Origin of the sequence: Bernardetia sp. MNP-M8, assembly GCF_037126285.1 — a bacterium.
GTDB lineage: Bacteria > Bacteroidota > Bacteroidia > Cytophagales > Bernardetiaceae > Bernardetia.
In genome coordinates this window covers 2362503-2386866 of sequence record NZ_CP147012.1, presented here as the reverse complement: position 1 = coordinate 2386866, position 24364 = coordinate 2362503, and the positions used below count along the sequence as shown (strand labels likewise).

Here is a 24364-nt window from a genome sequence, read left to right as displayed (position 1 = left end):
TCATTTTTTTATAAAAATAGACTTAATCTACTAAGTTTCAAGTTTATTTGATTATTATTTTGCCAAAAAAATTTGTTTCTTTGAACTAAAATTCAATTTATGTTCGTATTGCAACTAGTAAACTCTATTTTTCTTATAGATTTATCTAGCTACACAACTGATTAAAAAGTAAAATTATAAATACTAATTGAACAATTTTAAAACTCGTTTTTTTAATTACAAAAATACTTTTCGGGAACGTTACCAAAATCATGTGTATGAAAGTAGGGACAGAATTTTATTACTGATAAAGACTCTTTCAGTAATCTGTTCAGCTATTGCGCTTGGTTTTTTGGTATATCGTTATGGTTTTTATGTAGATGCTGCTATAGAACGAGTAATTTTTGGAACACTTGATATTATATTTTTTGCCTTTGCTATATTTTTTATCTTTCGGGTTGTTTATGACTCGCATTGGATAGATTTTTTACGCAGAAATTGGTTTGAAGCTCTTCTGATAGCTTTTGTTATTTTCTGTGGGTCAATTAATTATATTCTTAATTTTAGAATAACCTATTATTACTTTGAGCTTTTGGGTTTTTCTAATCCAGAGTTATCTAATCAGCATTTTCTGTCAATCTATATGCTTTTAATGGTGGGATTGGATTTGACACGAATTACCACACATCTTTCAGAAATAAGTTATAAACCAGCCACTACATTCCTCCTTAGTTTTGTTCTTTTGATTTTGATGGGAGCAGGAATGCTTATGCTTCCTACAATGACTCCTGGGAAGAGTAGTATGGATTTGATTGATGCCATTTTTACTTCTACAAGTGCCTCTTGTGTTACTGGACTTATTGTAGTTGATACAGCAACTGCTTTTACACTAAAAGGACAAATTGTAATTCTTGTTTTGATACAGCTTGGAGGAATAGGAATGGTATCTTTTGCTACATTTTTTGCAAGTTTTCTGACACAAGGTGTAGGTATAAAACATCAATCTATTATTCAAGATTATTTGAGTAGTGAATCACTAGTTTCTGCTACAAAACTTCTTCGCAAAGTCGTTTTGATTACTCTTTTTATAGAAATTTTGGGTACAATAGGTATTTACTATGCTTGGGATGAAGAACTTTGGGAACAAAGTCAGCAATTTGAAGGTATTGGAGATAAAATATTTTTCTCCTTTTTTCATTCAGTTTCAGCCTTTTGTAATGGTGGTTTTAGTTTGTTTTCTGGTGGAATGGCAGATACAAATTATAAAATTGATAGAATGTATAACCTACATTTTATTATTGTTTGGATTGTCGTTTTGGGTGGACTTGGATATACAACCATTGAGGATATTTTTTCATTCAAAAGTATAAAAGAGCGTTTTGTCAAACCTTGGAAACAATGGAATGTAGTAACTAAAATCAATGTTTATACGACTTTTACATTGCTTGCTATCGGTACAATTGGATTTTTGTTGTTAGAAATAGAAAAACTAACTGATAGAACAATTATTCAAGCCTTTGTAACAGCCCTTTTTCAGTCCATGACAACAAGAACTGCAGGTTTTAATACAATGGATTTTGAAGCTCTAAATCCTGCTACAATTATGATGTGTTTGGTTCTGATGTTTATTGGTGCATCTTCTGGTTCGACGGCTGGAGGTATCAAAATCACTACTTTTGTTTTGGTTTTTGTGGCTGCTGTTGCTAGTATTAGAAGACAGGAACGCATTGTAATTGCAAACCGAACTATTCCAGATGAACTTATCAGAAAGGCATTTGCAATCTTTATATTTGCAATTGCTTATAATATCTTAGCTATTTTTCTTTTGCTGTTGGTACAAGAACCCTCCTCTCCAAATGACACAAAGTTTATACTAAAGATTATTTTCGAACAGGTTTCAGCTTTTGCAACTGTCGGAATTAGTATGAACTTAACAAGTGAACTTTCTTTTTGGGGAAAAGTAATTATTATCGCTTCTATGTATTTAGGGCGTGTTGGAACACTTACACTAGCTCTTGCTCTTAGTAATGCTGTTGTTACGAACTCGTATCGTTATCCGAATGCTCACGTAATGGTAGGATAAACTAATTTGGATTTTAGAAGCCACAATAAAACAGAACCTAGAACGTGAAAAAATCGTTAAACAAGTAGAGGTTTTTTCTTTTTTGAGAAAGTTACAATTACAATACCTGTTACTTACTTACAACAATAATTCTTTATAAATGCTAAATAAGCATCATTTAGACCAAAGCACCCATTCAGATTTTTTAAAACAAGAACGAATTGACCCTATTACAGGAGAGAAAATAGAAGAAGGACATACTGTTGTGATTTGTGCTGCTTGTAAGTCTGCTTTTTTTATAGAAAGTTGGGAGTATTTGGGAGATAAACATTGTAATCAAGAAGAAACTCTTTCTGAAATTCCTGTTGCTAAATCTTTACAGTTGGTCTCAAAACCTTTAGAGTATTTACCTTTTTTGTTTAGAAAAGGAAGTTATTTTGCTAAGGAAGGCAAAGAAGGAAATAGAGAGTTTGCCAAAACTGCTATGATAATGGTTTTAGGAGGTGTTTCTTTTATGATACTCCTGTTGGTTTCTACATTTTGGCTTGGAGCAAATACTTCTCCGATATTTGGTGCTTTACTTGGTTTTCTAGAGTTAGGAGTTCTTGGTATTATAGCAAAAATCTATAAGAAGAAGCAAGCATTTCAGATAAAAGATAATCCTAAAAAAGCTACTTATATAGTGCTTGATTCAAAAAATCAATCCATCAATTATAAAAGAAATAATAAAGAGATTAGAGTTAAGTTTGATGAAATTAAAGAACTAAAGTATTCACTCAAATTTATGTCTTCTATGTATGCCAATGCAATAGCTGATAGTCATATACTTTCTTTAGAGATTAGCACAACACAACAGCAAAAAATAAGTTATCATACAATGGTACTTGCACATGAAATCCCATATTGGAGTAAATTTTTAGAAGAATTACCTTATACTATTCCTGTATTAAATCAAAAATAACTACATACTATTTTTCATCTTCTTTGCTTTCAAAATCTACGTTATTTTTCCTGTGATTTAATTCTATTAAAAATTTGATAAATCAAACTTCTACATTACAGAATCTAGAAATTCAATTTATCAAATTCTTATTCATTTATCATTAATAACTTATCACTTACAACTATTAAACACTCATTTCCAATTCTTTATATAAAGGAAAATCTTTCATCCAGTTGTTTACTTCTGCACGAACATCAACAATTACTTTTTCATCATCAGCATTTGTTAAAACTTTATCGATTAACTCAACAATTCTTTCCATATCACTTTCCATCATTCCACGGGTAGTAATGGCAGCCGTTCCGACACGAATTCCTGAAGTAACAAAAGGAGATTTGTCATCAAAAGGAACCATATTTTTATTGAGTGTAATATCAGCTGCTACCAAAACACCCTCAGCTTTTTTACCAGTAATATCTTTATTACGAAGATCAATAAGCATTAAATGATTGTCTGTTCCACCTGAAATAATTTCATATCCTCTATCTACAAATGCTTTTGCCATTGCTTGAGCATTTTTTGCAACTTGCTTGATATAAGTTTTAAACTCTGGTTTGAGAGCTTCGCCAAATGCTACTGCTTTTGCTGCAATTACGTGTTCTAAAGGACCTCCTTGAGTACCTGGGAAAACACCTGAATCTAACAAAGAAGACATCATTCTAAGTTCACCTTTTGGCGTTTTGATACCAAACGGATTTTCAAAATCTTTGCCCATCATAATAATTCCACCTCTTGCTCCACGCAAAGTTTTATGAGTAGTAGAAGTTACGATATGACAATGAGGCAATGGATTAGCCAAAATTCCACCTGCAATAAGTCCAGCAGGGTGAGCAATATCAGCCAATAAAAGCGCACCAACACTATCAGCAATTTTACGCAAACGAGCATAATCCCACTCACGAGAATAAGCAGAAGCACCACAAATCAATAATTTTGGCTGAACTTCTTTTGCTTTTTGTTCTACTTTATCCCAATCGATAAGACCTGTTTCTTTTTCTACTCCATAAAACGAAGGCTCATATAACTTTCCAGAAAAATTAACAGTTGAGCCATGTGTAAGGTGTCCACCATGAGATAGGTCAAAGCCTAAAATTTTGTCACCAGCATTCAAAACAGCTAACATAACAGCTGCGTTTGCTTGCGCTCCAGAGTGAGGCTGTACGTTTGCCCATTCAGCACCAAAAAGTTCTTTCAAACGATCGATAGCTAACTGCTCTACTTTATCAACTACTTCACAACCACCATAGTATCTTTTTGCAGGTAATCCTTCAGCATATTTATTTGTCAGAACGCTTCCCATGGCTTCCATTACTTGTGGCGAAACAAAGTTTTCAGAAGCAATTAGTTCGATGCCATGTTCTTGTCTTTGGCGTTCTTGCTCTATTAAATCAAAAATTTGAGTATCTCGTTGCATAATATTCTGTTTTATTCTGAGTTTATTTGAGTATTAAATCCAAAAAATTAGGTTTTCCAAAAATACGGAAAATTTAGGGCATTATTAATTTTTCGTTCTGTAGAATTAGATTAATCTCATCAAATTTTGAATGTTTTAAACTTTTTCAAAAGGTATTAATAATTCCAATGAACTAAAAAGTCTTTAGCTTAGCACTAAAATAGAAAAACAAATGAAAAAATATTCATCTAATACTTGATAGTGAATAAATATTCACCTATCTTTGTATCATCAAACAAATTAAGAAGTACATAACATTATGGCAAGAGCAAGAGATGAAAATAAAGTTTTGGCAATTTATGAAGCAACTCTGAAATTAGTTTTAGAAAATGGGTTTACTGGGTTGAAAATGAATAAAGTAGCACAGCAAGCAAAACTAGCCACAGGAACACTCTACATTTATTTTAAAGATAAAGAGGAGTTAATTAGTGCGCTTTATCTTCATATAAAAAAAGAACAAACGAAGCAATATTTTTTGGATTATAATGAAAATGACAGTTTTATGGCAAACTTTCGCAAACTTTGGTTTAGAGTAATGGAAATAAACACCAAAAATCCAGAATATGCCATTTTCACAGACCAATACTATCGTTCACCATTTATAAAAGAGGAATACAGAAATCATGCTGAAGAGCTTATTTCTCCTATTTATCATCTTTTAGAAAGAGGAAAAAGTGAAGAACTTGTCAAAGATTTACCATTAGAACTTCTTGTTTGTCAGCTTATTGGTGTAATATCAGCACTCGTAAACTTACAACAAGAAACGAAAACAGAGCTTTCTCCAAAACAGACAGAAGCAATGTTTAAAATGTCTTGGGACGCAATTAAAAATTAATTTTAATAATATTTTATCAATATTTCAGTCTTTGTTGGGTTTTAGATAGCAACACCAACAAAAAGATACTAGCCATTGTTGGTGTCGCACCAACGACATTTTAATAAACTATTTTTTATTCAAATAATGAATATTTATTCATTTAAATTCATCAAAACTATGAAAAAGACCATTTTAATTACAGGTGCATCAACAGGAATTGGAAGAGATGCAGCTCTTTATTTTGCCGAAAAAGGATGGAATGTAGCAGCAACAATGCGTACACCTTCAAGAGAAACAGAATTACAAAAAAACTCTTCCATAAAACTCTATGAGTTAGATGTGACCAAAAATGAAACTATCGAAACTGCTTTAGCCTCAGCAAAAAAAGATTTTGGTAGAATAGATGTCGTTGTAAATAATGCAGGTTTTGGTGCAGATGGAGTTTTTGAATCGATGAGCGATGAATTTATTGAAAGTCAGTTTAATACCAATGTTTTTGGATTAATGCGAATTACTCGTGAGGCTATAAAATTGATGCGTGAGCAAAATGGAGGTAAAATTATTCAGATTGCTAGTGTGGGTGGACGTGTTGCTTTTCCATTGTATAGCATTTACCATGCTACAAAATGGGCAGTTGAAGGGTTTACAGAATCGCTTCAATATGAAGTTGCACAGTTTAATATTCAACTCAAAATTATTGAACCAGGTGCAATAAAGACCGATTTTTATGGTCGTAGCCGAGCTTTTAGTACGCCAGATTATACGGATGCGTATGACAATTTTGTCGAAAAATGTGAAAAAGTAAGTCAAGATGCAGGCGATAAAGGTGCAGATTCGATAGAAGTAGCCAAAACAATTTTTAAGGCTGCCAATAGCAATTCTAATAAAATGCGTTATCCAATCGCTTATCCTGCTAACATACTTTTACCTGCAAAAAGATTACTTCCTGAAACGGCTTTTTATTCTTTGGTAAAATCTTCTTATAAAATTTAATTTCTTCCTTTTTAATTTAATTCACACAAAACACCTAATTAAGATGAATCTTATATCAAAAATATTGCTTTTTAGTATCCTTTGTTTTGTTGTTTTTGGCTTTACTTCTAACAATCCAAACCAAGCTATTTTGGGAAAATGGAAAACTATCGATGACGAAACCCAAAAACCAAGTTCGATTATTGAAATCTATGAAGTCAATGGAAAAGTTCATGGAAAACTTGTAGAGTTATTACAAGAAGGCAGAGATGAAAATAGCCTTTGTACTGAATGTAGTGGTAAACGCAAAAATCAAAAAATTCTAGGAATGGAAATTCTTTGGGATTTGAAAAAAGAATCGGATAAAGAATGGGAAGACGGTGAAATATTAGACCCCAATAATGGCAAAACATATAGTTGTCAAGTAGAATTAGAATCAAATGATAAACTCAAAGTACGTGGTTATATTGGTTTTTCTTTAATGGGAAGAACACAATATTGGTATAGAGTAAAATAATTTTTTCTGACTCAATTTTAAATTCTATATTATATTTACGAGTAAATCTGTATTATCAATTTTTCATTTATTTTTAATGGTAGAGACAATCCTACTACTTCCTCATTTTTTAGTAAGAATATTTGGTTTTGAATCTATCAATAAAATTTGGATAAGCATTTTAGGCATTTTCACACGTACTAGGAATATATTATTTCAATCTTCTGACCACTAACGAACGGCTTTTTTTACGGTTACTGGTACAAGTCATATTTTCTTCTTTTTGGCTACTCTTGCTTTGGTTTTTATAATGAACCAAAGCAAGATGCTGATTTTGATTGCTTCGGCTGATTTGTTAGGAGCAACTTGGAGAGGTTTGGCTCTTCGAACTCAAAAAAGTAACTAATTATTTTCTTATTCTGGTAAAATGAAACAGTATCACACCAAAATCACAATAAACTCGCCTTTAGAAACAGTTTGGACAGCTTTAGTAGATACAGAAAACTATCCAAATTGGAATCCTTTAGTAGGTAAGCTGGAAGGAAATTTAGCAGAAGGACAAACCATAAAAACATACATTATTCCATTAGGTAATACCTATTCTCCTAAAATAATTGCTTTTGTTCCTTACAATCAACTCACTTGGAAAGGCGTACAAGGAGCTAGTTTTTTAATGGCAGGAAAACATTACTACAAATTACGAAAAATAGATAATCAAACCACTGAACTTTTGCATGGTGAATATTTCACAGGTCTTTTTTCATTTTTTATTCCCAAAAAGTTATTACAAAAAATGGAAAATGCCTTTTTAGAACACAACAAAGCATTAAAAGTTCTTTTAGAAAAAAATAAAAATTCTTAAGTTATGAATATGAACAAAATTCTTATTTATGGTGCATCTGGTTATGTAGGAAAGCTACTTGCCAAAGAAGCTATAAAAGTTGGTTTGAAGCCAATCTTAGCAGGAAGAGGAAATAATGTCAAAGAAATGGCTCAAAAATTAGAGTTAGAAAGTCGTCTTTTTTCCCTTGAGTCTTCTTCTGAAATAATTCAACATTTAAAGGATATAGATATTATTATTAATTTGGCAGGGCCTTTTTCGGCTACAGCTCGTCCTTTGATAGAAGCAGGTTTAGAAACAAAAACACATTATTTGGATATTGCTGGTGAAGTTCCTGAATTTCAACTTGTACATAGTTATACACAAAAAGCTAAAGAAGCGGGTATTTTGTTGCTTTCAGGAGCAGGTTTTGGTGTTGTACCGACAGATTTGGCTGCTAATCTTGCTAAAGAAAATTTACCAGATGCCACTCATCTCAAAATTGCTTATACTACTATTGGAGGAGTTTCAAGAGGAACACTCAAAACAGTTTTGAAAGACATCAACAAAGAAGGGGTAATACGACAAAATGGAAGCCTTCAGAAAGCCAAACCTGCTTTCAAAGCAATGACTTTCGAATCTCAAAACAAAAAATACGAAGCTGTTTATAATCCTTGGCGAGCAGATTTGTTTACGGCTGGAATTTCTACTTCTATTCCAAATATCGAAACGTATTCTACTTTTCCTGCACCAATTGTCAGCATGATGAAAGGAAAGTTACTTTGGTTACGCAATTTTATTTTGAATAATTTGATAAACTTTCTTCCTGAAGGTTCGTCAGAAAAAGAACTCAAAAATGGAAAAACCATCGTTTTTGCAGAAGCTAAAAATGAACAAGGAAAAACATCAAACATTGAAATTATAGGTTCAGAAGCTTATTTATTTACTGTTCAGGCTATATTATTTATCATCAAAACTATGCAAGAAAAAAATGATTTACCTGTAGGATTTCAAACTCCTGTAACAGCATTTGGAACAAAAACACTTCAAAAAATTTCTTCTCTTCAAGTCAAAGTTATTTAATATTATTGTCTTTGTTGGTGTTGTTACCAAAACACCAACAAATGACTAAACTTCTAACTACTTAAATTTTAAAAAAATGAATCCTTTTATTCAAGAATATTTTAATGCAGAGCGTTTTGAAAGTCTATTTTTTACAGGCGTAGGAATTATCGCTACGCTCATTTCAATTTATTTTATATTTGTAGTAAAAAAACCATTTTTTTATGGAATGGCAATTTCTCTTATTTTTGTAGCTCTCATTCAGTTAGTTGTTGGAACAACCGTTTTTTTTCGTTCTCCTAAAGACATTATACGAGTAGAAAATATCTTCAAAAATGAACCTTCTAGTATCAAAACACAGGAAATTCCACGTATGGAAGTGGTAATGAAAAATTTTGTTATTTATCGTTATGTAGAAATAGCATTGGCTACTTTAGGAATTATCCTTTATTTCACTTTTTCTACTCAGACTTTTACAACAAGTCTTTTGAAAGGTTTAGGATTGGGTTTGGCGATTCAGGCAATTTTAATGTTAAGTTTGGATTTCTTTGCAGAGAAAAGAGGACATGAATATTTAGAATATCTTATTCAATTAGACAAAAATTAAAACCTATTTGAAATTTTATGCAACATCAATATTTTATTTCTGCCATCGGAACAGATAGTGGAAAAACATTCGTTAGTGCAATTTTGGTAGAAGCTCTAAAGGCTCATTATTGGAAACCCATACAGGCAGGTTTACCAAAAGATACAGACCAAGTGAAAAATCTAGTTTCGAATACAGAGAGTGTTTTTTTGAAAGAACGTTTTTGTCTTACAGCTCCTATGTCGCCTCATGCAGCTGCCAATATTGATAATATAAACATTAATCTCTCAGATTTTGAATTACCAAAAGAAAGTCAGGATAAGAATCTTATTGTTGAAGGTGCAGGAGGATTATTTGTTCCAATTAGTTATGGACAAAATGGAAAAGCTGATTATGTAATTGATATAATAGAAAAATTAAGTTTACCTCTCATTTTGGTGTGTAATCTTTATTTGGGAAGTATCAATCATACCATTTTGAGCTTAGAAGCCATCAAAAACAGAAATATCAAGTTGAAAGGAATTATTTTTAATGGAGAATCTAATCCAGAATCAGAACAGATTATCGAAAATTATATCCTTCATCAATTAGATTCTAAAGTTCTTTTAAGAATAAAACAAGAAAAGGAAATTTCACAGGAAACAGTAAAGAAATATGCACAACAAATTGGGTGGTAAATCTGTATTTTTTTCTATTCTGAAAAAACCACCTTTCTATTTTGAAAAAATATTTTCTCTGTGTTTATTTTTCAGAAAACAAAATACGCCTTTATAAGCTATAAAAGCTGTTTTTTAGTAAAATGAAATTATTTCTAACTGTTTTTTGGCATTGGCAAGCCTATTGAAATATATAAGTCAAGTAAGTAAGTATAAAAGTAACACAGGTTCTCAAAGTAACTGATTTGTACGTTTAGATTTTAGAAGGAAATCACAACAAGCAAAAATTTTTAACAGTAACTTTATTTTTTCAGAACCAAAAATAGAAAGTTAAAACAGAGTAATCAGTAGTTTGTCTCATTAGCTAATAATGAATATTTTTTGCAACTGCTCATTTTTAAATTACTCAGTTATACTTTTAAAAGAAACAGATGAAAAATCCCTTTTTGTATAAAGAAGGGATTTTTTTGTCTAAATTTTTAAAAAAATAAGCATCAAAAAACCGTTTTACTATCTAAAAAATAATAAAACGGTTTTCTTATTTTAAGAAAGTAATGTGACAATTTTCTACCAAATAACGATTTGTTTTTCTCTACGCATTTTGTCACCTTCTTTTACATCAAAAGCTGTAAAGAATGGATCAAAATTACTCAAAGGTCCATTTGCACGGAACATTCCTGGAGAGTGATAGTCTGTTTCAATTCGGTTACGAAGTTCATCATCTGTGAAGTTTACACGCCAAATTTGCGCCCAACTTATAAAGAAACGTTGTTCTGGTGTAAACCCACTTTCATTTTCTGGTTTTCCATCTCTTGCCCACGCCTTTTGAAGTGCATCATAAGCAACAGCCATTCCCCCCAAATCAGCAATATTTTCACCTAGAGTAGCATCTCCTTTTACATTAATGTCCTCTAAAACTGTATATTCACTGTATTGATTGATGAGTGAAGTTGTACGCTCTTTGAATTTTTCTTTGTCTGTGTCTGTCCACCAGTTATTCATGTTTCCTTCTGCATCGTACTGACTTCCTTGGTCGTCAAAACCATGAGAAATTTCGTGTCCGATAACTGCACCAATTCCACCATAATTGACAGCATCATCAGCGTATTCACTAAAGAAAGGAGGTTGAAGGATTCCAGCAGGAAATACAATTTCGTTGCTTGTTGGATTGTAATACGCATTTACAGTTGAAGGTGTCATGTGCCATTCTTCTTTATCTACAGGCTGACCTACTTTTGCTAAATTATCTTTTAGCCACCAGTTGCTTGCATTCATAAAGTTTTGAGCATAATTGTCTTCTGAAAGCTCAAGACCTTCATAAGTTTTCCATGTGTCAGGATAGCCAATTTTTGTAGTGATGGCAGAAAGTTTTGTAAGAGCTTGTTTCTTTGTGTCTTCTCCCATCCACTCTAAACTTTTAATATGGTCTTCAAAACCTGCACGAACGTCGTTTATCATTATTTCAGCACGTTCTTTTGCTTTTGGACTAAATGCTTCTTTTACATAAAGCTGACCTAACGAATGACCTACACTTCTATCGATTACGTTTAAAACAAGTTTCCAACGCTCTTGCATTTCATTTTGTCCACGCATTGTTTTGTTGTAAAAATCAAATGCTTCTTTCTCAAAAGCACTATTTAAGAAATTGGAAAAGCTACTTGCAAGTTGATATTTTTGATAATCTTTAAGAGCATCTAAAGAATTACTCTTCAAAATTTTACTCAATCCTGTAAAGAATTCAGGTGTGCCTAAAATAACATTTTCTACACTTTCGATATTTTGAACTCCAACATCTGACAAATGCGCTTTCCAATCTACATTTGGAGAAAGTTTTTGAAGTTCTGCAAATGTCATTTTATTATAATTCTTTTCTGTATCTCTGCGCTCTGCTGGTGTACGAGAAACTTTAGCTAATGCTGTTTCGATAGCAACTACATGTTGCGCTTTTTTTGCTGCCGTTTCTTCATTTTCTCCCATCAAAACAAACATATTAGCAACATGCTTTTCAAAAGCATTGAGTTTTTCTTTTAGGTCTGCAACTTCATAATATGATTTTGGAAGAGAAGTTCCACCTTGATTAAGATAAAGAGCATTTGTAGAGCTATTTTTCTCATCAGCCGTTACATACATACTAAACAAGCCACCTGCAACAGACTTTTGGTCTGCCGAAACTTTCAAAAACTCTTCTAAAGTAGCTGCTTTGTTGATTGCTTCTAAGTATATTTCCATAGGCTTTAAACCCATTTCTTCACGTTTTTCTTCGTTCATTCCACTTTTATAGAATGCTGCCACATGTCCTTCAGCAGAAGTAGGTGAAGCAGAAGTATTGTTTGCTGCATTTTCAGCAACACGCTTCAAAATTTCTCTATTTCTTTCCAATATTTCGCTAAAACTTGTCCAGCGAGTTTCAGAAGCAGGAATAGGATTATTTTTCAGCCAGTTTCCATTGACAAACATAAAAAAGTCGTCTTGAGGACGAACAGTTGTATCAAAGTTAGCCAAATCAATAGCTAAATAATCAGTTGGTTTTTTATCTGTTGCTACTTCTTCAGTTGCTTCGGTAGCTGTTGATTTCTTAGGTTCATTGCAAGATGTTAGACCTAATCCGATAGTCAGACCAAGTGTAACAGCTCCAATTTTGTAGATAGAATGTCTCATAAATTTGAAATAGGGATAAAATAAAATGTGTGTGTATGGCTAGTTTAAGTTATATATCATAGCAAGATACATAATTCAGAAACTCACCAAAAAATAGCAATGAAGTTTTAAAGATTATTAGTAAAATAAAGCAACTCCTTTTATCTTTTTATGGAAACACAATAGAAATTTAGTTTTTTTTAAGAATAACTATGCTCTATAAAGTAAATAGTTTTAGAAATTTTGGAGGCAATTTGTCTTCTATATAAATCTTTTGTTTTGTAGAGGGATGGATAAATTCCAAGGAATAAGCATGTAGATAAATTCCTTTTCCATTCAGAATTAGATTTTCAATTCCATATTCTTTGTCTCCCAAAATTGGATTTCCTATACTTGAAAGATGAATTCTGAGTTGATGTCTTCTTCCTGTTTTGGGTTCTAGTTTTACCAAATTCAGAAATTTAAACCTTGGAGAAACTACAGATTCTATAACCTGATAGTTTGATTTTGATTCTTTTTCATCCACTTCTGTATTTATTACTCCCTGCTTTTCTTTCATTTTTCCAATCGCAACAGCATAGTAGTTTTTTTGAATTTCTTTATCTTCAAAAAGTTTGTTCAAAGCACGAATACTACTAGCTGTTTTTCCAACAAGCAAAACTCCTGTTGTTCCATAATCTAAGCGATGAACAGGCTGTGGAATGGTCGCATCATCAAGATTACTCTTTTTTAAGTTTTGAGGTAACGCATTTGCAATCGTTTTAAAGCTATTTCCACTTACCAAAATACCAGCAGGTTTATGAATGATTGCCAAATATTCATCTTCAAACAAAACCTTGAGAGGAAAAATAAATTCTCTTTTTATTTTTTCTTCTTTTGGAAGCGATAAAATAATAGTTTCCCCACCAGTTATGAAAGTAGCCGTCGTGGCAGGTTTACTATTGACTGTAATATAATTTTTTTTCAAAGCTTTTTTGAAAGCTGACTTGGTAGGGATGAGTGCAAAAATACCTACTCCATATTCTTGAAGACGAATAGGAGAATTTAGTTGTTGTGGAACGGTATGTTTTTCGGTAGTGTAGATTGTAACTATGTCTTTTTCCAATAAGTTTTAAAAGAACAAAGGTAAGTAAAGAAATAACTTTTAGCTTGATTTTATAGTCTCTGTACGATGAGCAGTAAATGTAGAGTATGGTATATGTGAATATTGTTGTTGATGAGGACCCCAACAACGGCAAAAATACTTATCTTACAGTAGATTAGCCCTAAAAAAGCAAAAACGTTTTTTTTAAACTAACCTTATTTTTATAAAAATGAATCATCAAAAAACTTTTATTGTAATAGCTCTTTTGTTTACTTGGCTCTTTTCCATATCTTCTGTTTTTGCACAAGAAGATAGTTTACAGAGGCATAGACCGTATGGAGTAGTAAATAGAAATTACTCTTCTTTAAATTACATTTCTATTCGTATTGGTGCAGGATTACAAAAAGACTTTTATTCAGAAGCAGGTGTAGCTTTTCAGATGCGAAACTTTGGTTGTACAGGTTATTTTAGTCGTTCCTATTATACAGCTTTAGAAGTTATTCCTAATTTTCAATTGAATGAGAGTCAATCCAGAAATGTCTATGGAATAAAAACAGGAGTAGAAGTAAATGCTATGTTACTAGCTCTAGCACTAGAAGCAAAATATCAAACGGATTTTTCCAAAAATGCTTTTGTTATTACGCCAAAAATAGGTTTGGGGGTTTTTGGAGATGTGCTGTTGTATTATGGCTATAATTTTTCTACTCGTCAGAATAAAGAACGAGTATTTCCATTTATCTCAAATCATCAATTTTCTTTGATTTTTAATGTTCACGAAGATTTTCTCGGAATTCGCTAACCTTAATTTTAGTTATTTATAGTTTAGCTTTTGTTTTACTTCGTTTGGGCTTGCTTACCTTTGTGGATAATTTATACAGAAAATCTACAAAAAATATATTCTTTGGAAAATTCTACTCCTTCCTCTTCCGTTTCTACTTCAAAAATTGATGATTTATTTGCAAAAATTGGCATTTCAAAAGGTATCTTATATATGCTTTTTGCTATTTTTTGTTTTGCTATCATGAATTTGATAGTCAAAATGTTGCCTCATATTCCTGCAATGGAAATTATACTTTTTCGTTCTTCTGTTTCCTTTGTAATTTGTGTAATTGGACTCAAAATGCAAAAAGTAAAAGGATTAGGAACAAATAAAAAAATTCTTTTTTTGCGAGGTCTTTTTGGTGGAATGGCTCTTTTTCTATTCTTTACCACGATTCAAAATATTCCTCTTGCTTCTGCAATTACGTTACATTATTTATCTCCAATTTTTACGGCAATTATTGCGTGGCTTATTTTGGGAGAGCGTTTAGTGCCTCTTCAATGGTTATTTTTCTTGATTTCTTTTATTGGTGTAACGATGGTAAAAGGTTTTGATGAGCGTGTCGATACAATTTATTTTGTGATGGCAATTGCAGCAGCTTTTCTTGCTGGTTGTGCATATAATTGCATCAGAAAACTCAAAACTTCGGAACATCCTCTTATGGTAATTCTTTATTTTCCACTTGTAACGCTGCCTATCGCTAGTTTGTATTGTATTTTTTATGAATGGACAATGCCTGTGGGAATAGATTGGTTATATTTACTTTTGATAGGAATTTTGACACAAATTGCACAATTATATATGACAAAAGCCTATCAAGTTGAAGAAGCTGCAAAAGTTGCAAGTGTGAGCTATACAGGCATAGTGTATGCACTTGGTTTTGGATTTTTATTTTTTCACGAGGTCTTTAATATCTATGTTGCTATCGGAATTGGTCTTATGTTGTTGGGAGTAATTTTGAATGTTACTTTTAAAAGCAAGAATAAAGAAATAACAGAATTAGATGATAAAATTTTGGATAGGTAATACCAAAATAAATACTTTTTAGTAATTGCTTTTACCTGTAGTTTACGCTTTAGCGTAAGAAAAATGCACCAAAAACTTTATTTTTCGTAAACTATATCCGTAAATATAAAAGGGTGAAATACCTTTTATTTTGGTATACATTTTACTCCAACATATCATCTTCATAATCAATCATGACAGGATTACATTTTGAAGCCCATTCTACGTTTTCCTGTCAATTCTTCATAATTGAAATTAACTTTTTCTAAATCAATTTTTTCTAAAGTTTGCATTATCTGTTCAGTTCTTTCAGCTTCAGGAAGCGATGCCATACGCAAATGTTGTTGTCTGACAGCTTCCCCAGCAATAGTTCGGATAGTACGTGCATTTCCAAAATATTTATCTCTCTGTGCATGAAGAACTGTCACTTGATTTTGTAGATATTCTTTTGTTTCTGCTGTCAAAGTCAATTTTTCTTTCTCAAAATATCCCTCTGCTACTTCTAAAAGTTCTTCTGTTGTTAAATCTTTAAAAATAATGGTTCTATCAAAACGAGATTTCAAACCAGGGTTCATTTCTACAAACTGCTCCATATTTTGAGTATAACCTGCTGCAATGACAATAAATTCGCCTCGTTTGTCCTCCATTTGTTTCAAAATGGTTTCTAAGGCTTCTTTTCCAAAATCATTTTGAGTTTTTGAATCTGAAGTAAGAGAATACGCCTCATCAATAAACAAAATTCCACCAATGGCACTATTGATTTTTTCTTGTGTTTTAATAGCTGTTTGTCCTACAAAACCAGCAACAAGACTCTGACGGTCGCATTCTACCAAATGTCCACGCTCCAAGATTCCTAAAGCTCTATAAATTGTAGCTAAAATACGAGCTACGGTAGTTTTTCCAGTCCCTGGATTTCCTTTGAAAAGCATGTGCAGTGAAAACTGATTCAATACATTGCGTCCTGTTTGTTGATAAAAACGAACCAAAGCAATAAGTTCGTTGATACGTTTTTTGACTTCTGAAAGTCCAACTAAAGCATGAAGTTCTGCCATCGAACGCTGCAATTCTTCCTCATCAATAGAAAGCAAAAGAGGAGTAACTGTTTTTCCTGCTGTAAGATGCGCTACATCAGCCACATGAACGGTTGAAAGTTCGGTTTTTGAAAGTTCTTTAGGATTTTCGATTTTCATAATCCTGACTCCCAAATTCATTTTTGCTTCTCTAATTGTAGTTTTGACAAAACGAGCATTTCCAAAAGTAGTATCTCTTTTGCGATATTCTTCTGTAATTTTTTTACTCAAAATATGAAGAGCTTCGGGTGTAAACTGCAAATCACTTTCTTTTTCTGTCAGTTGTGCAATTTCTAAAAGTTCATGAGGAGTATAATCTGGAAATTCAAACTGAACAGGGAAACGAGATTTCAATCCTGGGTTTGATTCTAAAAGTGTTTCCATAGGTTGTGTATACCCTGCCAAAACAATAGCAATATCACCTTTTCCGTCCGAAATTTCTTTTACCAAAATTTCAATTACTTCTTGTCCGTAATCTTTGCTATCTTCTCCTGAGCGAACTAACGAATAGGCTTCATCAATAAATAAAACTCCTCCTCTAGCTCTATCAATAATATCTTTTACTTTTGGAGCAGTTTGTCCAATATATTGCCCAATAAGTTCAGCTCTTCCTACTTCGTGTAATTCTCCTGTTGAAAGCAATCCTAAATGATGATAAATTTTTCCCATCATTTGAGCTATTGTAGTTTTTCCAGTTCCTGGATTTCCTTTAAAAACTAAATGTAAATTTAGATTTTTATCTTCTTTAAGTCCTTTATCTTGACGTATTTGAGTAAATTGAAGATAAGAAGTATAATCATGAATTCTTTTTTTGAGGTCTTTGAGTCCAATTAAATTATTTAATCTTTCTACTACTTGTTCATAGGTTTCTTCTTCATCCTCCTCATTTTCTTTTGCAGGATTCGAATAGGCTCTTCCTGTCAAAAACGACGAGGGAGGATAGATAACCGTATTTCCAATTACAAATTTTTTGCCCACCTCAAATGGAACAATTGCAATAAGTCTGTCCATAAAGATAACTTCTAATGTATAATGTCCACGAATCCACGAACCTTTTACATCAGAGCCATAACCCGAAATTATTTCTACAAAATCTTCATCTTGTTCTACCTTTTTTATTTCTATGGTCTGCCCTTTTAATTGGCGAGTTTCGTTGTATATATTAAAAGTTAGTTCACAATAAAAGTCATCTTCTTGCAGATTTTCAAAATTAAATTCTACCCAAATATATCTAGCCTCAGTGGCTGAAAATTGTTTATGATACACTCTATTTTCTTCATCTACTCCATCTTGTGTTCCTTCATAGAGTTTTATAGTTTGCATCTCAAAATAGGGATTGTTTTGAGTTGTGACAGGACCTCCACTTTCTATATAAAAAGGTTTCGTACCAAAAATTTCACCATCTATATAGGCTTCCCAAACATAATCTCCTCGTGTCCAAAATGTTCCTACTTCATCATTTCCCCAACCTTCTCTAATGTTCACTATATTATTTTGAGGTGAAATAACCTGATTTACATTTATTTCACAAACGATTTCTCGCTCTTTTCGACTGCTCAAACGGTAGCATTTGAGTAAAATAGCAGCTTCCCACTCTTCTACATCAAATAATTTATTATAAAAAGAAAGCTCTACATACAAATAACTCGTTTCGATGCTCTCAAAAACAGTTCTGTATTTTCGCATTCCATTAGCGAGCCATTCAGGAGAAGAATAGATTTTTAGGTCTTTAAATTTATAAAGTTTTTCTTCACTTTTTTTATTGCGAAACATCATTTGAAAATGTAGGGTAAAATAGAGGAAAAATAGGTAACGAAATTTTAAAAAAAAATAAGCTGAGACAGGTTTTTCAAAACGAAATTTTGAAGAAAATAGTTTTCGTTTGGTTATAAAAAAACATTTGAACAATTAAAATACGAAAAATATAATTAAGGACAATTAATACAGAGTAAATAAAATTTTGTTGTCTAATCAAGTAGATATACTCATCCGTAATTAGATTTCAAAAATATCTAAATTTTGATTATTTTTAGCTTATGAATTTTCAACTTAGTATTTCTGAACGAGATATTTTAAAAGATTATCGTAAAAGTTCTTCAGGAAAGAAGGACTATATTCGTTGTACTGTTCTTTTAGGTCTTGACCAAGGTAAGTCAGCAAAAGAGTTGTCAGAGCTTTTAGGTGTTGATTTAAGTAGTTTTTATAATTATGTAAAAAGTTATAATTCCTGTGGTCTTTCTGGTTTTATTTCTTCTAATTATTTAGGTTTTTGGGGTAAGTTGGATAGTTTTGATTTGGCAGCTTTAGATAAAGAACTTCGTTCTCACTTGCATAAAAACTGCCAGTCTATTGCTTATTGGATAAAAGAAAATTTAGGTATTGATTACGCTATTAAAAGTCTTCCTAGTTTGATGAAACGTCTAGGTTTTTCTTATAAAAAGACAAAAACAGTTCCTGCTAAAGCTGATAAAGAACTTCAAACTCACTTTATAGAAGATATAGAGGCTTTGATAGAGCGTTTAGATTCAGAAAATGCTGTTCTACTCTACGCAGATGCTGTTCATCCTCAATGGAATACCCGAAGTAATTATGCTTGGATTCCAACAGGAGAGGAAAGAGAAATTAAAAGTAGTAGTGGTAGAAAGCGCATAAATTTGACAGGTACAGTAAACATTCAAAATCCAAGCGATATACTCATTAGTGAATCAGAAACAGTTGATTCAGAGAGTGTAAGAGAATTTTTAGATAAAGTAGAAGCAGCGTATTTAGATAAAAGCAAGGTGTATATGGTCTTAGACCAAGCCTCCTATTTCAAATCTTATTTGGTGCAAGACTGGGTATATGGCTCTAAAATAGAACTCATTTACTTGCCTGCCTACTCGCCTAATTTAAACTTAATTGAAAGACTTTGGAAGTTGATGAGAAAGAAAATAATTGATTATGAATACTACAATACATTTGAAAAATTTAGGACTAACGTCCTTGCATTTTTTGAATATATCGTTGATTATAAAGATGAGCTAGAAACACTTTTAGCACCTAATTTTCACGTCCAATTTTCGAAAACCAATTTCTATTGAGTATAAAAGACAATGTATTTAAAGTATAAAATATTTAGAATAAACAGTCAAATTTCTTATATTTAAAAGTAAATATCAAAACTTACTACAAAACTTATGGAACAAATTACTCCTTTACTCATTACAGGACTTTTAGCAATCTTAGGAACTGTTGTTGGAAATATAATTAGTGGATATTGGGCTACACAATTAGCAAAAAAAAACACACAATCTGCTCTTATTCAAAAGGCTCTAGAATCAGCAGACCCCAAGATAAGAGCCAAATCATTAGAGTTTTTGATAAAAGTAAACCTTATTGACGATAAAAAAATAAAACCAGGAGTAAACGAAATTCTTGCATCTAAAGAATTAGACCTCTTACCTCAATTTAATGCTCCAAGTATTGTGCAAACAGACAAAATTGGTGTAACAGAAATGAAAAGTGCAAAAAGTCAGTTAGTGGATAAAGAAAAAGGGGAAGGAAATCCGATTGAACAAGATAATTTTTTAGCTCTGACTGGTTTTGTGGTTCGTAGTGGAGATATTATTGATGGTTTTACACCCATTTTTAGTGAAATAGGTACAGAGGATAAATTATTTAAGTCTAAAAGAATGGGTAAACATTTTGGAGGCGATGGTGGAAGTCCGACTGAAATTTATCAAGAAGGTTATCTAATTACAGGAATTGAGCTTATTCGTGGATATTATTTTGGACGTGAAGAAGTTATTCATGTACAGGTTACTTGGCACAAACTCACACCAAAGGGGATTGATTATAACAATAAAATTATTTCTGAAAAGATAGGAAGTGGTAATTTTGCTGAGTTTAATGAACAAACTCCTTCAAGCATTTTTCAAGCAAAAGCAAATCATTTTATTACTGATTTTGCAGCCCAACAATCTTATCATTCTGACGGAAGTACATTTTTGCATGACATGAAAATTAAAGAAGAGGCTTTGCCAGTTTAAACTTTAATACAATTCACTATTATAAATTTTACAAGCTCAAATTATTTCAATCTTCTATTTTCTTAATGAAGTTGTTTAAAATGAATGCTTTATTTGTGTGTCACAAAACACGGATTTTTTCTACTCTTAGACAACTTCAATTATAACAGGGTTTTCTTATAAAAAATAAAAATGCTGTAGTTGATTGGCAATACCAAAGTTATCCTATGAAGGGGGTGATTTTCACAAAACCAGAAGGTTTGATAGAATTCACAACAGCACATAAATGGATAAAAGTAAATTAAAAAATCTCTAAATATTATAGTTTGAAAATGAATATTGACGTACAACAAGAAAAAAAATCAGATGAAGCATTTGTTTTTGAAATTATAAAAGAAGCCTTTCAAGATAAAGAATATAGCGACCAACAAGAGCATTTTTTGGTAGAAAGGTTGAGAAAATCTGATGCTTTTATTCCTCAATTATCTTTGATTGCTAGGTTTGAAAATCAAATCATTGGGCATATTCTTATGACAAAAATTAAGATAAAAAATCAAGGAAATACGTATGATTCTCTTGCTCTTGCACCTGTTTCTGTATTACCGAAATTTCAAGGAAAAGGAGTAGGCACACAACTTATCAAAGAAGCTCATAAAAAAGCAAAAGAGTTAGGTTTTGATTCGATTATTTTGCTGGGACACAAAAACTATTATCCAAAGTTTGGCTATAAACAAGCACATACATTTGATATTGAGTTACCTTTTGATGTGCCAAAGGAAAATTGTATGGCGATTGAGCTTACAAAAGGAGCATTAAAAAATATAAGTGGAGTTGTAGAGTATCCAAAAGAATTTGGATTCTAATTGATTTTGAAGTATTTCTACTCAAAAAACAAATACATTTCATTTTTATCGTTTCGGAAATCGGTATGAATGACAGGCTCTAAAGAATAAGCTTTTTTGATATTTTCTTTTGTCAAAACTTCTTCTTTAGTTCCTGCTGCTAAGATTTTTGAGTCGGAAAGTAAGACAATTTGGTCAGCAAATTTTGCAGCTAGATTCAAATCATGCACTACACCAATAACTACCAAATCTTTTTGTTTTAAAAGCTCTGTAACTTTGTGCATAAACTCAAATTGATAACGAACATCCAAAAAAGTAAGAGGTTCGTCCAAAATCAAATACCTGTTTTTTAGCTTTGAATTTTTGGTAGAGTTAGATGTATTCGAAAAAGAAAAATTCCAAATCTGTGCCATCACTCTAGCAAAATGAACTCGCTGTTTTTCTCCTCCACTCAGTGTCAAATATTCTCTTTCTGCCATTTCCATTACGCCAAAAAAATCCATTGCTTCTTCTATGGCTTGGTAATCTTTTTGGGTTGCTGCTGCCCCAAAATGGGGATAACGTCCCATCATTACTACTTCGTGTACTTTTAAAGGAAAAGCAAGTTCGATATTTTGAGAAAGAACTGCTCTATTTCGTGCAAATTCTGAAATTGAAATGATTTTACTTTCTTGATTCTCATAAAGAATTGTTCCCTCTGTTCCATTTACTTTTGTAGCCTTTATTTGATTACAAATTAGTTTTATCAAAGTAGATTTTCCTGCGCCATTTGCGCCAATGATTAAATGAAGTTTTGAAGGTTCGAAATTGACTGAAATATCTTCTAAAATAGTTTTTTGTCCTATTTTGTAGGTTATGTTTTTTAGGGTAATCATTTTTTAGGATTTAAAAGTAGCCAATAGCTTCCAAGCTGTTGCTAGGTTTGCAATATTATACTGACAGCTTGGAAGCTGTCAGTTACGTTAAAACAAATAATTCTTTTTTTGTAACAAAATAATAAAAACAGGAACTCCGACTAATGAGGTAACAATCCCAATAGGAAGTTCAGCAGGCGCAACAATCAAACGAGAAAGAAGGTCAGCCAAAGAAAGCAATAACGCTCCCAAAACAGCACTATTTTTTATCAAAAAACGATTATCCGAACCTTTCAAAATGCGTAATAAATGAGGAACAATCAATCCAACAAAACTAATAATGCCTACAAAAGCTGTCGCAACAGCTACCATAACAACATTGATTAATAAAATTTTCCATTTCAAGCTATTCAAACGAACCCCTAAAAATTGTGCTTCTTCTTCGCCTATCATAAGTGCATTGAGTTGTTTGGCATAACGCAGAGCAATCAAAATTGACACAAAAGTAACTATCCCAACTATCGTAACAGAAGACCAATTTGCACCAGAAAGCGTTCCCAAATTCCAAAAAATAATCGAACGAGCTTGTGGATCTCTAGCGATGTAAGACAAAAATCCTACTCCACTCAAAAACAAAGCATTAATGGCAATTCCTGTGAGAAGTAAGGAAACAATAGCACTTTTTCCTGTTTGTTTGGAATGAGAAAGTAAAAAGACAAGTCCTGTCGATATCATTGCTCCCAAACACGCAGCCAAAGGAAGTGTATATTCTCCAAAATCAGCATCTTTAAAGTTAAAAGTTGCACCTAAAGTAAAATACAAAGCTGCCCCAAATGCTGCTCCACAAGAAGTTCCTACTAACCCAGGTTCGACAATCGGATTTCTGAATAAAGCCTGTAACAAAACTCCTCCAACGGCTAAACTAGCACCTACAAAAACACATAAAATGGCTCTTGGCAAGCGAATTTCTAAGAAAATACGTTCGGTAAGTGTTTTGTTTTCTGTATTAGAAAACCATTTTTGAATAGAAGAAAAAATTTCTTCTAAGCTTATTTCTACTGCTCCATAACGCATCGAAAAAAGCACCATCAAGACAAGCAAAATGATCAAAAACGGAAAGATAAATCTAGAATTAGCAAGAGAAAATTTATTTTTATTTTTTTGCATCTTGATGAATTAATTTTTGAAGAAGAAGGATATTTTCGCCTGTTCGTGGACCTAAATAAACCATGTCGTGTTCTTCGACTCTATAAATCTGATTATTTTTGAATGCTTTTGTGGTGCTTATTCCTGCTAACTCCGAAATTTTTTGAGTCGAACCTAATCTGTCATAACCAAAATCAGTCAGTAAAATAATATCTGGGTCTGCTTGTGCGACTACTTCTGGCGAAAATTGTTTCATTCCTTTTTCGTCTTCTACAGCCATTTTTCCACCTGCCCATTCTATCATTTTGGCTGCCGTACTCTTTTTTGTCATTACCAAATAGACATTCGAAGCTCTACCAAAATGAATTACTAATACTTTAGGAATAGTTTTGTAATTAGCAATTTCTTGTTTTGCTTTTTCCATGTCCTCATCTAATTTTTTGCATAATTCTTCTGCTTTTTGAGAAGCATTAAAATAAATTCCCATTTCACGTATCAAAGAATCTGTTCCTGCAATGGTATGTTCATATTTTCCAAACTGTTTCATCGGAATTTGCAAGTCTTTGAGTTGGGTTACGACATGTTCAGGTCCAATATTATTATCCTCCAAAATCAAAGTTGGTTTCATAGACAAAATAGCCTCTGCACTCAAAGCACGATGATAACCAACCGTTTGTATATTTTTTATTTCTGGTGGGTAAGTACTTGAAAGATCGACGGCAACAATATTTTTTTCTGCATTTAAAGCATAAATAATTTCATTGTATTGCTTGGAAAGACTGACAATTCGTTCTTGATTTTTATTGCCTTCTACATTTGTAGAATCTGTCGTTTTATTTTCTGTTTGTTCTTTTTCTTTATTACCAAATCTTCCACACGAAAACGTAGAAACTGAGATGAAAATTAGAAGTACTAGATAGTATATTTTATTCATTTTAAATGGTTATTTTTGAAAATTATTTATGTCGCTCATAAGAACACAAGCAACGGTAA

General features: G+C 32.1%; 22 protein-coding genes. 15 read left to right on the top strand and 7 right to left on the bottom strand.

From position 1 onward, the window contains the following. The first annotated feature begins 187 nt into the window (after positions 1-187). Both V9L04_RS09885 and V9L04_RS09880 read left to right on the top strand, forming a co-directional pair. Positions 188-2062, top strand: a complete 1875-nt coding sequence (locus V9L04_RS09885; protein ID WP_338793926.1) for a potassium transporter TrkG — start codon at positions 188-190, stop codon at positions 2060-2062. Between the two features lie 139 nt (positions 2063-2201). Continuing rightward, complete coding sequence (locus V9L04_RS09880; RefSeq protein WP_338793925.1) at positions 2202-3002, top strand: hypothetical protein; 801 nt, start codon at positions 2202-2204, stop codon at positions 3000-3002. Positions 3003-3168: 166 nt separating this feature from the next. On the opposite strand, the gene glyA is transcribed toward V9L04_RS09880, so the two are convergent. After that, on the bottom strand, positions 3169-4458 hold the full coding sequence (gene glyA, locus V9L04_RS09875; RefSeq protein WP_338793924.1) for a serine hydroxymethyltransferase: 1290 nt from the start codon (positions 4456-4458) through the stop codon (positions 3169-3171). A gap of 298 nt (positions 4459-4756) precedes the next feature. Between glyA and V9L04_RS09870 the strand changes: the two genes are divergently transcribed. The 8 genes from V9L04_RS09870 (at position 4757) to bioD (ending at position 9927) form a co-directional block, all read left to right on the top strand. Further along, positions 4757-5332 carry a TetR/AcrR family transcriptional regulator gene (locus V9L04_RS09870; protein ID WP_338793923.1) on the top strand — a complete coding sequence of 192 codons (576 nt, stop codon included), beginning with the start codon at positions 4757-4759 and terminating at the stop codon, positions 5330-5332. A gap of 159 nt (positions 5333-5491) precedes the next feature. Continuing rightward, a complete protein-coding gene (locus tag V9L04_RS09865; RefSeq protein WP_338793922.1) occupies positions 5492-6307 on the top strand; it encodes an SDR family oxidoreductase in 816 nt (271 codons plus the stop codon). 43 nt (positions 6308-6350) lie between these two features. After that, on the top strand, positions 6351-6803 hold the full coding sequence (locus V9L04_RS09860; protein ID WP_338793921.1) for a DUF2147 domain-containing protein: 453 nt from the start codon (positions 6351-6353) through the stop codon (positions 6801-6803). Between the two features lie 262 nt (positions 6804-7065). Beyond that, positions 7066-7188: a hypothetical protein gene (locus V9L04_RS09855; protein ID WP_338793920.1), complete on the top strand. Its 123-nt coding sequence runs from the start codon at positions 7066-7068 to the stop codon at positions 7186-7188. Between the two features lie 21 nt (positions 7189-7209). Next, positions 7210-7644 (top strand): SRPBCC domain-containing protein, encoded by a 435-nt coding sequence (locus tag V9L04_RS09850; RefSeq protein ID WP_338793919.1) that lies wholly within the window; start codon positions 7210-7212, stop codon positions 7642-7644. Between the two features lie 3 nt (positions 7645-7647). Further along, the gene (locus V9L04_RS09845) at positions 7648-8685 is read left to right on the top strand and encodes a saccharopine dehydrogenase NADP-binding domain-containing protein (protein ID WP_338793918.1); all 1038 of its coding nucleotides are present in this window, start codon (positions 7648-7650) and stop codon (positions 8683-8685) included. Positions 8686-8761: 76 nt separating this feature from the next. Continuing rightward, positions 8762-9271 (top strand): hypothetical protein, encoded by a 510-nt coding sequence (locus V9L04_RS09840; RefSeq protein WP_338793917.1) that lies wholly within the window; start codon positions 8762-8764, stop codon positions 9269-9271. A gap of 17 nt (positions 9272-9288) precedes the next feature. Beyond that, positions 9289-9927: a dethiobiotin synthase gene (bioD, locus tag V9L04_RS09835; protein ID WP_338793916.1), complete on the top strand. Its 639-nt coding sequence runs from the start codon at positions 9289-9291 to the stop codon at positions 9925-9927. Between the two features lie 546 nt (positions 9928-10473). Here the strand turns inward: bioD and V9L04_RS09830 are convergent. After that, positions 10474-12564: a M13 family metallopeptidase gene (locus V9L04_RS09830; RefSeq protein WP_338793915.1), complete on the bottom strand. Its 2091-nt coding sequence runs from the start codon at positions 12562-12564 to the stop codon at positions 10474-10476. A 196-nt stretch (positions 12565-12760) separates the two neighbouring features. Then, positions 12761-13648, bottom strand: coding sequence for an RluA family pseudouridine synthase (locus V9L04_RS09825; RefSeq protein ID WP_338793914.1), 888 nt, complete (start codon positions 13646-13648; stop codon positions 12761-12763). A gap of 208 nt (positions 13649-13856) precedes the next feature. Between V9L04_RS09825 and V9L04_RS09820 the strand changes: the two genes are divergently transcribed. After that, positions 13857-14426, top strand: a complete 570-nt coding sequence (locus V9L04_RS09820) for a hypothetical protein (protein ID WP_338793913.1) — start codon at positions 13857-13859, stop codon at positions 14424-14426. A gap of 102 nt (positions 14427-14528) precedes the next feature. After that, complete coding sequence (locus V9L04_RS09815; protein WP_338793912.1) at positions 14529-15473, top strand: DMT family transporter; 945 nt, start codon at positions 14529-14531, stop codon at positions 15471-15473. Positions 15474-15655: 182 nt separating this feature from the next. Here V9L04_RS09815 and V9L04_RS09810 read toward each other — a convergent pair whose 3' ends face one another. Beyond that, positions 15656-18298, bottom strand: coding sequence for an AAA family ATPase (locus tag V9L04_RS09810; protein ID WP_338793911.1), 2643 nt, complete (start codon positions 18296-18298; stop codon positions 15656-15658). A 260-nt stretch (positions 18299-18558) separates the two neighbouring features. On the opposite strand from V9L04_RS09810, the gene V9L04_RS09805 reads away from it, so the two are divergent. The 3 genes from V9L04_RS09805 (at position 18559) to V9L04_RS09795 (ending at position 21392) form a co-directional block, all read left to right on the top strand. Continuing rightward, positions 18559-19602 carry an IS630 family transposase gene (locus V9L04_RS09805; RefSeq protein ID WP_338790635.1) on the top strand — a complete coding sequence of 348 codons (1044 nt, stop codon included), beginning with the start codon at positions 18559-18561 and terminating at the stop codon, positions 19600-19602. 96 nt (positions 19603-19698) lie between these two features. Beyond that, positions 19699-20550 (top strand): hypothetical protein, encoded by an 852-nt coding sequence (locus V9L04_RS09800; RefSeq protein ID WP_338793910.1) that lies wholly within the window; start codon positions 19699-19701, stop codon positions 20548-20550. Between the two features lie 311 nt (positions 20551-20861). Then, entirely contained in the window at positions 20862-21392 is a 531-nt protein-coding gene (locus tag V9L04_RS09795; protein ID WP_338793909.1) for an N-acetyltransferase, read from the top strand. A 17-nt stretch (positions 21393-21409) separates the two neighbouring features. On the opposite strand, the gene V9L04_RS09790 is transcribed toward V9L04_RS09795, so the two are convergent. From V9L04_RS09790 to V9L04_RS09780, 3 genes are all read right to left on the bottom strand, one after another. Further along, positions 21410-22246, bottom strand: a complete 837-nt coding sequence (locus tag V9L04_RS09790) for an ATP-binding cassette domain-containing protein (protein WP_338793908.1) — start codon at positions 22244-22246, stop codon at positions 21410-21412. Positions 22247-22333: 87 nt separating this feature from the next. Continuing rightward, entirely contained in the window at positions 22334-23392 is a 1059-nt protein-coding gene (locus V9L04_RS09785) for an iron ABC transporter permease (protein WP_338793907.1), read from the bottom strand. Beyond that, entirely contained in the window at positions 23379-24305 is a 927-nt protein-coding gene (locus V9L04_RS09780; protein ID WP_338793906.1) for an ABC transporter substrate-binding protein, read from the bottom strand. The genes V9L04_RS09785 and V9L04_RS09780 overlap by 14 nt, the downstream gene beginning before the upstream one ends. Positions 24306-24364 lie beyond the last annotated feature (59 nt).

Coding starts and splice junctions, on each gene's coding strand:
- V9L04_RS09880 (WP_338793925.1), top strand. CDS start 2,202: ATGCTAAATAAGCATCATTTAGACCAAAGCACCCATTCAGATTTTTTA.
- glyA (WP_338793924.1), bottom strand. CDS start 4,458: ATGCAACGAGATACTCAAATTTTTGATTTAATAGAGCAAGAACGCCAA.
- V9L04_RS09870 (WP_338793923.1), top strand. CDS start 4,757: ATGGCAAGAGCAAGAGATGAAAATAAAGTTTTGGCAATTTATGAAGCA.
- V9L04_RS09865 (WP_338793922.1), top strand. CDS start 5,492: ATGAAAAAGACCATTTTAATTACAGGTGCATCAACAGGAATTGGAAGA.
- V9L04_RS09860 (WP_338793921.1), top strand. CDS start 6,351: ATGAATCTTATATCAAAAATATTGCTTTTTAGTATCCTTTGTTTTGTT.
- V9L04_RS09850 (WP_338793919.1), top strand. CDS start 7,210: ATGAAACAGTATCACACCAAAATCACAATAAACTCGCCTTTAGAAACA.
- V9L04_RS09845 (WP_338793918.1), top strand. CDS start 7,648: ATGAATATGAACAAAATTCTTATTTATGGTGCATCTGGTTATGTAGGA.
- V9L04_RS09840 (WP_338793917.1), top strand. CDS start 8,762: ATGAATCCTTTTATTCAAGAATATTTTAATGCAGAGCGTTTTGAAAGT.
- bioD (WP_338793916.1), top strand. CDS start 9,289: ATGCAACATCAATATTTTATTTCTGCCATCGGAACAGATAGTGGAAAA.
- V9L04_RS09830 (WP_338793915.1), bottom strand. CDS start 12,564: ATGAGACATTCTATCTACAAAATTGGAGCTGTTACACTTGGTCTGACT.
- V9L04_RS09820 (WP_338793913.1), top strand. CDS start 13,857: ATGAATCATCAAAAAACTTTTATTGTAATAGCTCTTTTGTTTACTTGG.
- V9L04_RS09810 (WP_338793911.1), bottom strand. CDS start 18,298: ATGATGTTTCGCAATAAAAAAAGTGAAGAAAAACTTTATAAATTTAAA.
- V9L04_RS09805 (WP_338790635.1), top strand. CDS start 18,559: ATGAATTTTCAACTTAGTATTTCTGAACGAGATATTTTAAAAGATTAT.
- V9L04_RS09800 (WP_338793910.1), top strand. CDS start 19,699: ATGGAACAAATTACTCCTTTACTCATTACAGGACTTTTAGCAATCTTA.
- V9L04_RS09795 (WP_338793909.1), top strand. CDS start 20,862: ATGAATATTGACGTACAACAAGAAAAAAAATCAGATGAAGCATTTGTT.
- V9L04_RS09790 (WP_338793908.1), bottom strand. CDS start 22,246: ATGATTACCCTAAAAAACATAACCTACAAAATAGGACAAAAAACTATT.
- V9L04_RS09785 (WP_338793907.1), bottom strand. CDS start 23,392: ATGCAAAAAAATAAAAATAAATTTTCTCTTGCTAATTCTAGATTTATC.
- V9L04_RS09780 (WP_338793906.1), bottom strand. CDS start 24,305: ATGAATAAAATATACTATCTAGTACTTCTAATTTTCATCTCAGTTTCT.